A 14,861-nucleotide genomic window follows, 5' to 3' on the forward strand; every position below is an offset into this window, starting at 1 on the left:
ACTTCATTGGTTCAATTGAAATAAATCATTTAGCGATTCACTCATAGTTGGATGTGTAAAGATATGGTCTCTTAGATACGTGTAAGATTGACCTGTTTCCATAGCTATCTGAACAATGTTAATCATTTCATGTGAATCCGAACAAAATAGAGACACTCTAGTATTAAACCAGTTTTGGAATCAACAATCGCTTTAATGTCGTAACCTTGAACTATCGCTTGTTCTTCACTTAGTCCTACACGGGATAAAGGAGGATCAATAAAAACGGAATAGGGCAGAACGGACTGGATTTCAGTACCATGCCTGAATTCGATTCCTTTCTTCTCAAGAGTGGATTGAACTGCCCTTGCGATGTCTCGATCTCCATACATCTCCTTTGATTGTTCAATGATAGCTACTACTTGCCCTTTCTTTGCCAGTGCAGCAGCCAGTGTTTACCGCCTTTCCAAATCCGATGATAATGGCATCAAATTGTTTCATTTCGCACTGGCTAAATCAAGTGACATGATGAATTCCTTCGCAAAATTAAGGCTTCCATTGCATTTTAGTTAGTATCTAACTAATAAAACAGTTTATTCACTAAAAGTTGGATAGCTTCGTTCTTTAGCTAATTCTCACTATTATTAGCTTTTTATAAAACCAGTACTTAAAAGCCAGATCAGCACATATTTTGTGCTGGCGACATCAAAGGATAAAAGCGTTGAGAAAGGGCGTATAAAGATGGTTATTTATAAAAGGATGAATATCGACGGATTATCCATATTTTTTCGTGAGGCTGGGAGTCCTCATAATCCGACGATTATCCTACTTCATGGTTTCCCAAGTTCATCTCATATGTTTAGAGATCTAATTCCTTGTCTGGCAGACCGTTATCATGTCATTGCACCTGATTATCCCGGTTTTGGAAATAGCAGCATGCCTTCAACTAGTGAGTTTAACTACACCTTTGAGAATTTATCACTAATTATCGAAAAACTTATTTCTGAACTCTGTATTTCACACTATCTATTATATGTCCATGATTATGGTGGACCTATTGGATTTCGACTAGCGATTCGTCATCCAGACCGTGTTCTTGGATTTGTCATTCAGAATGCTGTAGCTGATGAGAAAGGTTTAGGTAAACCATTTGACGTATTCAAAGCCCTTTGGGCAGACCGTAACCCAGTAACAGAAGCTGCATTTACCGAACTAACAACTTTTGCTTTTACTAAGAAACAATATTTAACAGGTGTTTGTCAGCCCTACTTAATTAGCCCTGATGGATTTTCAATGGACCAGTTTTTTCTGGATCGTCCGGGCAACAGTCAAATCCAGTTGGAACTCGGTTACGATTATAGGAAAAACGTAGAACAATATCCTCTCTGGCAAGAGTATCTCCGAGCTTATCAACCACCAACTCTAATAACTTGGGGGAAATACGATTTTAATTTCACTTTGGAAGGGGCCTATGCCTTTAGCAAAGATTTGAAGTGTCTTGAAACGTATTACTTATGTGGTGGACATTTTATTCTTGAAGAACAGAGTCGACAGATCTCTATATTAATAAAACGCTTTTTTGGTCGAATATATCAATCGTAGAGCATACATACCTTGATTACCTCCCATTTTCGTTCAAGTAAGTGATCATTTTCGCCACAGAAGATGATGCGCAAGTTTGCTTGGATATCTTATTCCCCTTTAGTTCTCCAAACAACAAAAACACGCCCCAAAGACCGTGTTTTTGTTGTTTGGGTAACCAGCCATCATCACTTGAAGGCTATTCTTTATTTCGCATACCCATACAATTCTTGGTCCTTTAGACTAGGTGTAGGACCCAATATATTTTCTAAAGCTGAATCCATCGGAAGACCTTTCTCTGCTTTGATCACCCAATCATGATTAGCAAGTGCGGCTTTCCCTAGTGAAATCAAATCTGAACCTGCCTCCAGCGCTCTCTCGGCATCATCTGGATGATCCAGTTGCCCATTAGCGATAACAGTCGTATTTCCATATTTTTTTGCTATTTCAGCTAATGTTGAACCGCTATCCCCGAAGGCCGGTGCATGGGCATTATATTCAGTGATGTGGATATAATCAGGCTTCTCGGCGCCAATCGTTTCGAAAATAATTCTGGCGTCTTCTTCACCGTTCGCCCACTTGTGCACAAAGTAATTGGCTTTAGCCTGGGAGATTCGAACACCGACAACAATACGTTGACCGACTTTTTCTTTGACGGCTCTAATAATTTCAGTAATAAAACGCACACGGTTTTCAGTTGATCCGCCATATTCATCTTGACGTAGATTTGTGAAATCCGTCAAAAATTCGTCCAATAAATAACCGGCTGCCGCGTGAATCTCTATCCCATCGAACCCTGCTTGTTCGGCTCTTAAAGCTGATTCCGCAAAACTGGCTATGATAGCTTTGATTTCTGCTAGTGTAAGTTCCTTTGGCATTGCATATTCGCCTTCACCACCAAATGCTGGTGATTGCTCACCTAATGGTTTCACAGCCGATGGAGCCACAGTCCCATTTTTATAGACATTACTCATAGCGAGAGCACCTGCGTGGGCAATTTGCAATATAATTTTACCACCCTTAGCATGAACAGCTTCAGTTACTTGTTTCCATGCTCCGACATGCTCAACATTTGCGATTCCTGGTTGATGACTATATCCTTGACTGTAATCTTCATCTGGGTACGTTCCCTCGGTAATTACAAGACCAAATTCACCCGCAGCATAGCTTTCATAATATCGTGCCATTCTATCGGTTGCATTTCCATATTTTTCGGCAGAAACGCGAGTCATGGGGGCAACTACTGCTCGATTTTTCAAGGTAAGATTCCCTAGATTGTATGTGGAAAGAAGTTTTTTAGTTGTTGTTGTCATGATATTTATCTCCTTTAGTGTCAAAAAGTTATTTTTCTAAAAATCACATCACTAAGTCTCCAAGGTCTTTGGCTCGACATTGTTTTCTTCAATGAATGATTAAAAATCTGTTCCTCATATTCATTTCAATATGGGTTAAGAAGCACCTCCTTTATTTTCGGAAGCATCTTACTTTTAATCTAATGCTTCTCACAAAACTCATTATGGCGCATAAGTACCAAATTGAATAGTACTTACTTTTGTGTTATATAGTAACCAAAAAGTAATAATTTTGTCTTACAAGGGGGATTGCATCAATTTGTAGAGCTGACAATTCATACATAAAAAAATTTTCACAGAAATGAGGTCCCAGTCAACACAAGTTGATTGGGACCTCTCATTTTATTTATTATAGTGACAGTACGATTTGGTGGATTTGACGATCATCATGCAAGTTGACAAAAGGACCATCCTCAGAAGCGAACTCTGTCATATTAGCTTCCTGACCATCAATCGATAAGGTTGTTTGTGCAGTAGAATTCTGTGAGCGATTTATGACAGTGATGCGGTACTCTGACTTACCGAAACGGTAGCTTACGCTAAACTCCGGCCATTCTTTAGGCATACATGGACGGATGAACAAACGTTTTCCACGGCGGCGCAACCCAATTATCCATTCAATACCTGCTTGATACATCCAGCCTGATGCGCCCGTATACCATGTCCATCCAGCATGACCTTTATGAGGCTCCTCCGTATATACATCGGCGGACATTACATACGGCTCGCCAACATACCTTCGAACTTCAGTAGCCGTTTTCGTGTGCATAATCGGATTTAACATGTGGAAAAGCTCAAAAGCTTTATCTCCTTCCCCAAGCCCACACCAAGCTATAATGCTCCATATAACACCATGTGTGTACTGCCCCCCGTTCTCACGGATACCCGGAGGATAACCTTGAATGTAACCTGGACTCGGATCCGTCTGATCAAACGGCGGATACAGAATATGTGCCACAGACAAGCTACGATCTACAAGTTCACGATCAAATGAACGCATAGCCTGCTTGGCTTTATCTGGTTCTGCCATACCAGAGATGACTGACCATGATTGGGCAATAGCATCAATTCGGCATTCCGTATTATGGATCGAACCTAGCCATTGTCCATTATCGGTAAATGCTCTTCGGTACCATTGACCATCCCAGCCCTTCTCATTAAGTGAATGCGAAAGTTTGCCCTGTATTTCCCTATAATTAACTGCACGCACAGTGTCGCCGCGATGTTCACACAAATCAGCCATTCCTTGCAAAACACTACCTAAGAACCAACCGAGCCACACGCTTTCACCTCGTCCCTCAGCTCCAACTCGGCTCATCCCGTCGTTCCAGTCGCCAATCCCAATTAGAGGTAACCCGTTCTCACCGAACCGCAACCCTCGATCAAGCGCCCGCAAGCAGTGTTCTAAAATCGTATCACTTTGCTCGGATATGACAGTCGGTTCATATCGTTCATGCTCCTCTTCACCTAACGGCTCACTGCGAAGAAATGGCACGATTTCGTTCAATAGGCTGTCATCTTCGGTATGTTCAATGTACCTTATGACAGCATAAGGCAGCCACAATAAATCATCGGAGAAGCGCGTGCGAATTCCTCGCTGCGTTTCTTGATGCCACCAATGTTGAACATCGCCTTCTTCATACTGGTGGCTCGCATGCAATAAAATTTGCTCCTTTGTTAAGTCAGGACGACTATGGAGCAAAGCTAATGAATCCTGCAATTGATCTCGGAAACCGTATGCCCCCCCTGCTTGATAGAATGCAGAACGCGCCCACATCCGGCATGAAAGAGTCTGGTAAAGCAGCCAGTTGTTCATCATAATATCCATCTCTGGGCAAGGTGTTGCAAGTGTAATTGTACCCATTGTCTCGTCCCAAAACTTTTTCACATCGTCTATTGCCTGCTCGCAAACAAGCGGTTGGCGATACTTCTGCGCAAGTTGTACCGCGGATTCATGCGAATCCTCACAACCTAACAGGATGTAGACTACTTGTTCAGAATTGGCCTCAATGACGAATTTACTTTGAATGGCTCCACACCCCTCGTAATTGGGTCCGGTTTCGCCAGATAAATGAAGTCGATTCATAACATCTGGATGATCAAGACTGCCATTGCGGCCGATGAATTCCAAGCGATCTCCTGTCCATGACATATCCATATTGGGAATTGCCGTTGCTTCCTTATGGAGCCGAGAATCCAATTCTTCACTTACATCTGTTTGTGGATGAATACTTAGAAATGCGGTCGCGTCTCGGAAATTTTCTTGATACACATTCCGTGCCGTAAGTAATTCATTCTCCGAATCCCATTCCGATACAATGAACGAACCGCTTCCTTCCCGGTGTACACCAATCACCCACTCGGCATAATAAGTGACCGATAATTTCCGCTGCTCGGATGTCGTGTTGTGCAACCGCACTTTAATCACTTTAATGGGATCATCTAGCGGAACGAAAACGGTCATTTCTTGCAGAAGACCGTGACTTTCATGATGATAACGCGTATACCCGCGGCCGTATATCACCTTATGGGTAGAGTCTGTGTGGGTACGGGAAGGCGTCAAGGACCAGTAATCCATACTATCCTCGTCCCGTAAGTAGCATAGTTCCCCAGGCTGATCGATGACGGGATCGTTTGACCATGGTGTTAATTTACATTCACGGCTGTTATGCCACCATGTATACCCTGTATATAATTCCGACGTCAAACAGCCGAATTTCGGATTTGCCATCACGTTAATCCATGGTGCCGGCAGGTAGTTATCGTTCTTCATAACGATATGGTACTCTCGGCCGTCCATTGAAAATCCTCCCCACCCGTTGAAGAAAAGGAGATCATTCGTTTCTGTTGGCTTACTAGGTAGTGCAAAGCGGTTCGATGGTGCCGTTATCGTTATCGGCTCATCCGATGTATGGCTCGGAACAAATGCTTTTAATTGTGCCTTCAGACTTGGACCATCTGCTCTCAGAACAATACGGGATACTGCGAACAACAAAGCCTTGTCTTCATCCAATAGTTGAGATGCGGGCAGAATGTGCACGCCACCTTTCCCCGAGCCCTGTCCGCCAACGATTTGCTCCACCATACGCCGAAGTGAATCCTGTAAATCCTGCTGATACCCCTCTTCTGATTCATTTAATATCACAAGATCAATGAACAGCCTACTATGACGTAAATACTCAAATCCAATGATTAGCTTGTTAACGAAATTTAGATTCGTAGTATCTGTGATCTGTAGAATGACAATCGGCAAATCACCAGAAACCCCATACGCCCAAAGTCCCTGCTGTCCTTTTTGATTAATAGCAATGCTAGTAGCACGCTCTGGACGCAGAGGAGCTGTGTATAGCGTTCTACCAGCAAGCAGTTGAAAAACAGCTAAATCGGCAAGTGATATATGTAAATGCTGTATTTCAATTTGACTCCTTGTCCAAGCCATTTGGAATGACCTCTCGACTTGTTGTTCTTGGGACAACTGCTGAATAATGTCGATTGCTTGTCTTTTCGACTCTACTACACCAGTTAAAGCAGTCAATTGGACTTGTTCACCAGGCTGGATAGTTAATCGACGACGCATGATAAAGGCTGGATCCGCCACAGATCCAACTGTACTGCCAAGTCGCGTTGCTATCCCTCTAGGTCTAGATAATGTAAATCCTCTGCCAATAAAACGAGCACGATCAGTATCATATTCCACTGGTCCAAGTGATATGCCGTCCATTGTTAAGGTATGAAACGCCCACACAGGTTTTTCTCCGCCGTCCCTAGGACGCTTACGAGCAAGAAGGCATTCAGCTTCAGCATCAAATTGTGATTCAACGAATAATTTGGTGAAAGCTGGATGCGCTTTATCCGCTTCATGAAAAGCTAGAACGATTTCGAGGAATGTCGTTACTTCAATGATTCTAACTTCACTACTCTTATTGAAAATCGTTAACCGACGAACGTCCGTGTTTAATTCGGGTGAAACACAGATTTCAAGGGTCGTGTGTAGATCCTCTTCCTCGCACAGGAAAGTGGAGCGCTCTTGCGAGAACTTAACCTGTTGCTTACTTGATCGCGAACGACAAGGTTGAAAAGTCGGGGACCACACCTTGTCTGAAGTTACATCCCTAATATACATATAGTTTCCCCAGTGGTCCAAAACTGGATCTTCTCGCCAACGTGTTACATCCATGCCTTCAAATCGAATGAACCCGCTACCGCTATGGGAGACCATCGTTGTCAGTGCCCCATTCGAATGTATATTTACTTCTGGAACCGTAGTATCGACAGAGTCATATTCCCGTAGAGGGGCAATATGTGCTTGTGTCGGTTTTTCAATGCGAGATTGTCTGGATAATTCTCGTTTCATAAGGGAATCTCTTGCAGGAAGCCGCTCTTGTAACAAAAGATTCGCTGCTTGCACACGTTTATCATGATGGAAGTAATCATACATTTTACTTGGCAAGAGAACATTCGCAAGAGTCAACAAACTCATTCCCTGGTGATGTGCCATGAAACTTCGGATAACCTTACTTGTCTCGCCTTCGGGCATTCGCTCGGGAGTAAAGTCAATGGCCTCATAAAAGCCATATTTGCCACGAGCACCAAGTTTCTCCATGCGGAGTAAATCGTGTAAGCCTTCGCGTAATGCAAACGGAAGTGCCATGACTGTCGCATATGGCGCCAAAACTAAATCTTGTTCAAGTCCACGTTTGAAGCCTAAGCCTGGAACACCGAAAGCACGATACTGATAGTTCATTTGATAATCAAATGCGAAATAACCCGATTCTGAGATACCGAAAGGAACTCCCCGTTCACGCGCATATGCTATTTGCCGTTTCACGACACCTCGATAAGTACTCTCCCAAATCGTGTTCTTATAAGTTCGCATAATCAGGCTTGGCATCAAGTATTCAAACATCGTGCCAGACCACGAAACCAGAGTAGTCTGGTTCCCTTGCTTCTTTGCTGTCCGGCCGAGTGCAAGCCAGTGGGAGACTGAGACTTGACCAAGAGCAATCGCAACAAAGCTTGTTTGTCTAGCCTCTGACGCTAGAAGGTCATACAGAATATTATCGCGTTGGCCCGATGACACATGGTATCCTAGTACAAATAATTTGGATGTATCGTCATAAAGCGGTCTGAAATTAGTCTCTACAATCAGTGTCTCGAGACGCTCTATTAGTTGATAGCCAATTTCTACCCAATCTATAGAGGTAGTTTGCGGCGAGGTATATATGTCTTCCTTCGCTTTGTTATCGTTGATGGGAACATCCAAACTTTCTATAGCCATGTCTTCAGGATTCGTTTGATCAAGATCTACCGCAAATTCAACATGTAACTCCAAGTTCTTACTAAATAATGATTGAAATGGCTGCTTGTTTGATGGAAAATCAGTTTTTAACCAATGCGCTAGCCCTTGTTTGACGGTCATTAGACTGGCTACGAAATTACCGGAGTCCACGGTTGAAACATATGCTGGCGGCAGTACACCGAGTGAAAGTGTATCGTACCAGTTATATAGATGTCCGTACCATTTTTCTAACCTCTCGACAGTGTTCACGGTTTTTTCTAATCGTTCCACTAGCTCAATCGTATCAATAAACCCGAAATCCCGCGCAGCAAGGGCAGCTGTTAGTAAGAAACCAATATTGGTTGGAGATGTACGATGCGCAACACCGTTTGGAGGGTCCATCTGTACATTATCCGGTGGCAGGAAGTGATCTTTAGGACCTGCAAAATCCTCATAGAATGCCCAAATTTGCTTAGCCAATGTTCGCATTTGTTCCTCTTCCACCGAAGAGATTTTCAGTTCTTCTTGTGCAACTGGCTGATCCAGCCAGCGGACAGCAAGAGGAGCTAAAGCCCAAATTACGCTGATTGTAAAACCTATCCATCTGAATCCCGGATCCTTCTGCATCGCTACGGCAATGGCAAAAAGGATAATTAGTACATATCCGACACGTGCACCTAATATTGTCGCCGGTTTGTTACTCCTATTGCTCCGTTCTATGTGTGAAGAACTTGTCCATTCAAGCATACGACGTTTAGTAACAGATAGTCTGTAAATGCTTGTACAGATCGCATGAAGGAGTACTGCACTTTGAAACGGTAAAGTCACGATATTGATTACTACGTGCAAAGCGGTTGATAGCGTCCTCCGTGGTTGCAAAACCAATGATTTAATTAAAAAGATTTGACGGATTATCGGCAACAACATTGTTGCAAGAATGAAAGAACTCCAACGTCCAGGTGATCCCGGCAGCAAAAACCCAAGTGCCAATGTCACGAGATAAGCAATCGGAAGCAGGCTGCGCCGCAAGTTATCGATGATTTGCCAGCGAGTGATTGCAGAAAGATCAACAGGTCTCAACGCTCCACGACGGTCGCAGACTCGAGGAAAAAGCCAGCAGAGCAGTTGCCAATCTCCTCTTACCCATCTGTGCATACGCTTCTGATAGCCATGAAACTTGGATGGATGGTTATCGATCAATTCAACATCCGATAAAAGTGCCGCGCGTAAGAATCCACCTTCAAGCAGATCGTGGCTTAGAACTGTATTCTCAGGAATACGTTCACATAGTAACTCAGCAAATGTATCCACATCAAAAATACCTTTTCCCGTAAAAATCCCCTGCTCCATTGCATCCTGATAAGGATCAGAAGCAGCAAACGCATATGGATCCAGTCCTGGATCCGAACAAATGTAGGCAAGCTTAGATTGCATAGCTGACTCGTGACTAGTACCAATCCGCGGTTGCAGTATACCATATCCTTCTATGACCCTAGTTCGTGCTTGATTTAATCGCGGTCTATTGTATGGAAGATGCAGCGTTCCGATCATCCTTTGTGCGCTTCCCATAGGAAGCTGTGTATCCGCGTCCAACGTAATAATGTAGCGAATATGTGGTAATAGACCGGTTTCATCTACCGTGGAGTCAAAACTCGTATCCTTGCTTCCTCTGAGTAACTCCACGAATTCGACCAATTTCCCGCGTTTTCGTTCCCAACCCATGAATACATTCTCAGCAGGATTCCATTGTCTTCGACGCTGAAAAAAATGAAAAGTGACTCCACCAGAAATGGCATACATTCGGTTGAGTGTCGCCATTTTTTCTTTGGTATAGGCAAAGAGCTTCTCATCTTCCAGTAAACTTTCCTGAGCAGCATCTGTAAAATCGCCGAGAAGAGCGAAATGGATGTTAGGATCGCGGTTTGCTAAGTAATGTATTTCAAGTCGATCAACAAGCTCATCCACTTCCTCCGTTGTGGACCAGATGGCAGGAATGACGACCATTGTGGATGCAGTGTTAGGCACGCCGTTCGAAAAATCATATCGAAGCAGTGGTCGTGGTCGTATCATTCGCTCTATGCCGAAATGAAGCCAAGTAACTACCCATTCGCTAACAGGAAGGAAAAGCAGAAGCAAAGCAATTACCCACCCTAATGGTGTATAGCCTTGTTCACCACCAATCCAGATGGCAGCGGCAATAAGTACTAATGTAAACATTCCAATAAGCAGAGTTAGATAGGTTCCAGTTGCTCTCTTCTTAAATTGGGTTCCCCGTATTTGCCTATTCCTGCTGCACAGTTCCAAGGAATGCTCAAGTTGCTTAATCCCGACTGGTTCAAATAGAAAATAAGCCACAAATGTCGATCGTGGTAAGTCGTCAGCTTTCTCTGTCTTCTCACTATGCCGTTCACTCTCTTCCTTCGAAAGAGTTACTGCAGTACTTGCGATCAGTTTCTCAGGTACTCGCATACGGCGTGCTAATGATTCCACTCGTTGAAGTATCTCATTCCTGCTATTCGTATCAAGAAGAGAATATACCCCAGTACTATCATTTCGAAGCGTTTGATCAACTAAACTGACGCGCTCGAATAGGCGGCCCCATTCAAGACGCTCATTTTTTCGTAAACTGCTGATTAAATTTCCTGCTCTTAGTTGAAAAGCAGACTGAAGCTGATGTTCATATGATACGATTCGATCAAGATCAATTGAACCATTTTCTAATTTGCATACTAACCATTCACGTACAGAGGCAGAATCCTCCGCCCATTCCCGCAAATGACTAATTAAGTGGACGATCCATGGTCCTGATAGCGGAACTGTCAGCCCGGCTTCTTCCAAAAGTGTGCTGATCGTTTCTGAATTAAGCTTGGAAGGTTCTATTCTTGAAAGCAACCGTTCAACTTCTACGCAAACCTCACGGCGTTCCCGAACGAGCAACATCGTTTCGGACAGCTTTCTAATCAGGGTCATTCGAAGGATAAGTGAGGTGGAATAGGTTTCAGCAAGTGTCAACGCAGATACTTCTTGATAAGCATTCAAATAAGCAACAATGCTTTCTTCATCCAATACACCGTCGACTTGCTCTAAATAATCTTCGCAAAGCATTTGAATACGTAAAACGCCTTTCTTTTCCAAGGAAGGCAAGTAATCGAAGGAACGATTAGAGTAATTCATTTTCACTTCTATAGCCTGTTCCTCAATAAATTCTGCATTATCGAGCAGCCATTCTTCCGCAGGTAGAGCACAACTTGCAGTACTGTTTTGCAACGAGGTTACAAAATCCCTTAAACTTGTTATGTCCTTTTCGAATTGATTCCATATGTATTTAGGATGAACTTGCATGAGCCTTGCCGTGTGAGTTAAGGCAAGTTCACGCGATCTTTGACATAGTTTTTCACTATTGTATACCATTAGAACCTCCGGAGTTCATTTTACAATTTCTTGTCTTTCTGTCGTCCGGTACAACGAAGCAATCCGGGGACAATCAAATTATCCCCAAATTTCCAAGATATCATTAGTAAAATTTATATTTATGCCGTGGACTCCTAAAAAGCCAGTTCAATTAGATTGACTAGCACACCCTACTGGCACTGACGATAGCCAGCTAACCGCACTGTGAATATTTTCGAATTCACGATGAAATAATTCGTTTGCATCTTTCTTTTCGATAACACTTTCGACCTCGATATTCGTAGATGTATTCTCAGGAAAGACTATTGCTAGATATTGTATTCCAGCTTCTAAGAGTCCAGGTAGCCACTCATCAACCAACCATTGTGTATCTTTTGCAATAAACAGACTATGGCTTTCATCAAACAAAGCTTTTTTAGACTTTTTCATTTTTGTTAGTTCAACTAATTTATTAAGTGGGTCACGGAAATCTTCCGAATGAGCTAAATAACTCCAACGAATCACAACGGATTCAATTTCATCATCCCAAAAAATATGAACTTTATCAGAAAAATAATAATGCATCATGATTATTGTCCCCTGTCACAATTAGTACAATCAATAGTAGTATTCGCTTCACAGAATTAATTTATTTACTATAATTGTTTACTGAACGATCGAAGCATTTTCGTCAGGCGTTCCTGTCTTATTAAGTAAGCGCAGGAATTCTTACACTAAATCTACCTACCTCGCTATTTAGAGAACCTTCAAATGCATACACGGGCTGATAACTTTTAGAAATTGGATGAAACATGAATAGGGAGCAACTGCCTTGTGGCGAGTTGCTCCCTGGTTCTTGTCCTATTATTAAAAGCAACCGGAGAAGTCCTGGCGGACGTCTTCAGATTACTTGATTGGTTGAATCGGTTTGTTCGCCAAGATGTCTTCCACTTCTTGGTAGCCATCAGGGTAGGCAAAGTTATAGCGCGGTGGAAGTGCGAACACGTATTTGTCATTTCGCGTCAGTTCACTTGGGCCTATTGGAGCAGGGCTAACGAAGAATTTATCCTGCTGAAGCTCGTTCCATTGGTCGATAGTAAAGACGAGAATAGGAATATCCTGTCTAGGTTGTTCAGCGCTCCATTCGGGATGGCGGATGCTGAGTTTCGCGCCGCTGATCTTATCGCCTTGCGTATCTCCTACTAAAGTACCTTCCCATTTGTCCGATACAATCGTATACCCTTTCCAACTGTTCGGCAGCGTGATTGGGTATTCTCATAGACGGTTTGACCCACTTGACCAATTTGACCCGTAATACTTATTTCCCGTTTGACCTCATCCCACTTAATATCAGCTCCGAGTGACTCAGAAACAACCCTTAAAGGAACATAGCTGGATCCATCTACAATCTGCATATCTGCATTGATTATTTTCCCGTTAATAAATAATTTAATATCCGTTGCCGCATATGCCCCTACTGCAACAGACGCTGCGATTACACCAGTAAGTCCAAGTGCAATTAATAATTTCTTCTTCAAGTAAATTCCTCCTCACTGTGTTTCCCTATCCAATCTCTAGTGGCGTACATTATCTTAGACGTAGAATTGGTTCAAATTGTTGCAATACATTTTTCATCCAACTCTATCGTGTATAATTACTAGCAAAATAGCGATTAGTTTGATGCTTGGGATACAAAATCAAACACTGCCCTTACAAACTCTTGTGGCGTCTCCACATGGTTCATATGCCCACCTTGTTCGAACATTACGAGTTGCGAAGCGGGGATTTTCTCATCCAGCTCTTTGGCCCAACGCGGTCCGCAATTAAAATCGTACTCTCCGACTAAGATCAGGGTTCTGGGTTGAATGGTTTCCAAGGAATCACGAACATCCCACATGTACGGCTTGCGATTCGGATCAACAGAGAAATCCAGACTAGCTTGCCACGCATTGAAACCTTCCGGAAGTTTCCAATAATTACCGAAGAATGCAGGCATCAAGCGTCCCAACACCTTCAGGATCGCTTCTCTATCCTTCACTTTTCCGGTAATCATGTCCATCCATGCTTGCTTCGCATCCTGAGCTTCCGGAAGATCCGCCCAACGCTGGGTGAAAATTTCGAGTTGTTGAACCTGCTCCATCCCTAACTCTTGATTCATACACGGAGCCGAGCTGTAGAGAATGAGGCCGCCGAGTTCTTCGGGATAGTCAAGTGCATATTGTAAGCCTACGAAACCGCCATGCGAGTGACCTAGGAAATATGGCTGATGAGCTCCAATATGTTCGGCAACTTTATGAGCGAAGTAGGCATATTTCGCCATGGTATAATCTCCGTCTGGTAGGTTATCGGAATTTCCTGTACCTACGGGCTCCAAATAGATAACGGTCATGGATTGTTCTAGCAACGGCATTCGCATATAACCCCAATGAAAACCAGGGCCTCCTGCATGAACAAGACAAACCGGACCTTTTCCTGCAATATGATAAACTTGACGTATACCATTTATGATAATTTCATGCTTAACTGGTGCACCAGCAGAAGCTTGAAAAGTAGATGAAGTCATGTGTGCTCCCTCTTTCAGTTCATTTTTTATAATCAAAATAACCGCATGGTAATTCCATATGTGCGATATTAGCTCTAAAATTAAAGACCAGGATAAGTAATGTGATACTTTTTGGAAACTGACAACAATTTTTGCATGGCCTCGGGAGTAGGTGGCTCAACATGAGCCTCCATCCCTTCTACATAAGGAACGCCTAGTTCCTTCACGAATGAATCAAATCCTGCAGGGTACGCGGTCACCAGAAACTTAGCTGTGTCTGATTTTACTTTGAACGTATGTGGTATACCGCGCGGTGCAAACACATATTCTCCGCTTTTCACCACAATCGTCTGAGTACCTAGCGTCATCTCTATTTCGCCATCCAGAACGTAAAAAGATTCATCTTCTTTTTCATGCAAATGCAGTGGGGGTCCATCATCTTTCTTGACGGCACAATGTACGACGCAAAACTCTCCATTCGTATCCTCCCCGCTCACCAATATTGAATTTACGTCAGTAAGAAATAGGAATGTATTTTCTTTGTTATTATTTCTGTGCATCACGTTTGCTTTGCTTAGATTACTCATCTTGTGCAGGCTCCTTCTTGGTGAGAATTCTTGATGAATCGTATCTTTCTAACGGGTTGAAAGGTTTATTTAAGTGCATGCTTTGTATGATCTTGTTCCCTCAGAAACGAGCGGCGGCGTATCTACGATGCAACTTGATGGGTTAATGGCAA

10 protein-coding genes are annotated in these 14,861 nt (G+C 43.0%); 2 read left to right on the plus strand and 8 right to left on the minus strand.

All coding sequences use genetic code 11. From position 1 onward, the window contains the following. Nucleotides 1–3: 3 nt before the first annotated feature. Together A8708_RS37015 and A8708_RS27420 are read right to left on the minus strand one after the other, a co-directional pair. Nucleotides 4–126: a hypothetical protein gene (locus A8708_RS37015; RefSeq protein WP_157265071.1), complete on the minus strand. Its 123-nt coding sequence runs from the start codon at nt 124–126 to the stop codon at nt 4–6. Then, entirely contained in the window at nt 123–371 is a 249-nt protein-coding gene (locus tag A8708_RS27420) for a hypothetical protein (protein WP_068668958.1), read from the minus strand. The genes A8708_RS37015 and A8708_RS27420 overlap by 4 nt, the downstream gene beginning before the upstream one ends. Before the next feature lie 349 nt (nt 372–720). Between A8708_RS27420 and A8708_RS27425 the strand changes: the two genes are divergently transcribed. Then, on the plus strand, nt 721–1,581 hold the full coding sequence (locus tag A8708_RS27425) for an alpha/beta fold hydrolase (protein ID WP_068668959.1): 861 nt from the start codon (nt 721–723) through the stop codon (nt 1,579–1,581). A gap of 185 nt (nt 1,582–1,766) precedes the next feature. Here A8708_RS27425 and A8708_RS27430 read toward each other — a convergent pair whose 3' ends face one another. The 3 genes from A8708_RS27430 to A8708_RS27440 form a co-directional block, all read right to left on the minus strand. Continuing rightward, nucleotides 1,767–2,873, minus strand: coding sequence for an oxidoreductase (locus A8708_RS27430; RefSeq protein WP_068668962.1), 1,107 nt, complete (start codon nt 2,871–2,873; stop codon nt 1,767–1,769). A 388-nt stretch (nt 2,874–3,261) separates the two neighbouring features. Further along, a complete protein-coding gene (locus A8708_RS27435; RefSeq protein ID WP_068668964.1) occupies nt 3,262–11,601 on the minus strand; it encodes a GH36-type glycosyl hydrolase domain-containing protein in 8,340 nt (2,779 codons plus the stop codon). Nucleotides 11,602–11,748: 147 nt separating this feature from the next. After that, nucleotides 11,749–12,168 carry a hypothetical protein gene (locus A8708_RS27440; protein WP_068668966.1) on the minus strand — a complete coding sequence of 140 codons (420 nt, stop codon included), beginning with the start codon at nt 12,166–12,168 and terminating at the stop codon, nt 11,749–11,751. 246 nt (nt 12,169–12,414) lie between these two features. Between A8708_RS27440 and A8708_RS27445 the strand changes: the two genes are divergently transcribed. Beyond that, complete coding sequence (locus tag A8708_RS27445) at nt 12,415–12,786, plus strand: hypothetical protein (protein ID WP_068668968.1); 372 nt, start codon at nt 12,415–12,417, stop codon at nt 12,784–12,786. Here the strand turns inward: A8708_RS27445 and A8708_RS27450 are convergent. The 3 genes from A8708_RS27450 to A8708_RS27460 form a co-directional block, all read right to left on the minus strand. Beyond that, nucleotides 12,783–13,118 carry a stalk domain-containing protein gene (locus tag A8708_RS27450; RefSeq protein WP_068668970.1) on the minus strand — a complete coding sequence of 112 codons (336 nt, stop codon included), beginning with the start codon at nt 13,116–13,118 and terminating at the stop codon, nt 12,783–12,785. The genes A8708_RS27445 and A8708_RS27450 overlap by 4 nt on opposite strands. 134 nt (nt 13,119–13,252) lie before the next feature. Then, complete coding sequence (locus A8708_RS27455; protein ID WP_068668973.1) at nt 13,253–14,143, minus strand: alpha/beta fold hydrolase; 891 nt, start codon at nt 14,141–14,143, stop codon at nt 13,253–13,255. Between the two features lie 80 nt (nt 14,144–14,223). Then, nucleotides 14,224–14,709, minus strand: a complete 486-nt coding sequence (locus A8708_RS27460) for a quercetin 2,3-dioxygenase (protein WP_068668974.1) — start codon at nt 14,707–14,709, stop codon at nt 14,224–14,226. Between the last annotated feature and the right edge of the window lie 152 nt (nt 14,710–14,861).

This window comes from Paenibacillus oryzisoli, from assembly GCF_001653565.1.
Taxonomy (GTDB): Bacteria; Bacillota; Bacilli; order Paenibacillales; family NBRC-103111; genus Paenibacillus_E; species Paenibacillus_E oryzisoli.

Excerpts from the sequence above, each read along its gene's own strand:
- A8708_RS27460 (WP_068668974.1), bottom strand. The coding sequence starts at position 14,709 with ATGAGTAATCTAAGCAAAGCAAACGTGATGCACAGAAATAATAACAAA.
- A8708_RS27440 (WP_068668966.1), bottom strand. The coding sequence starts at position 12,168 with ATGATGCATTATTATTTTTCTGATAAAGTTCATATTTTTTGGGATGAT.
- A8708_RS27435 (WP_068668964.1), bottom strand. The coding sequence starts at position 11,601 with ATGGTATACAATAGTGAAAAACTATGTCAAAGATCGCGTGAACTTGCC.
- A8708_RS27455 (WP_068668973.1), bottom strand. The coding sequence starts at position 14,143 with ATGACTTCATCTACTTTTCAAGCTTCTGCTGGTGCACCAGTTAAGCAT.
- A8708_RS27430 (WP_068668962.1), bottom strand. The coding sequence starts at position 2,873 with ATGACAACAACAACTAAAAAACTTCTTTCCACATACAATCTAGGGAAT.
- A8708_RS27420 (WP_068668958.1), bottom strand. The coding sequence starts at position 371 with ATGTATGGAGATCGAGACATCGCAAGGGCAGTTCAATCCACTCTTGAG.
- A8708_RS37015 (WP_157265071.1), bottom strand. The coding sequence starts at position 126 with ATGATTAACATTGTTCAGATAGCTATGGAAACAGGTCAATCTTACACG.
- A8708_RS27425 (WP_068668959.1), top strand. The coding sequence starts at position 721 with ATGGTTATTTATAAAAGGATGAATATCGACGGATTATCCATATTTTTT.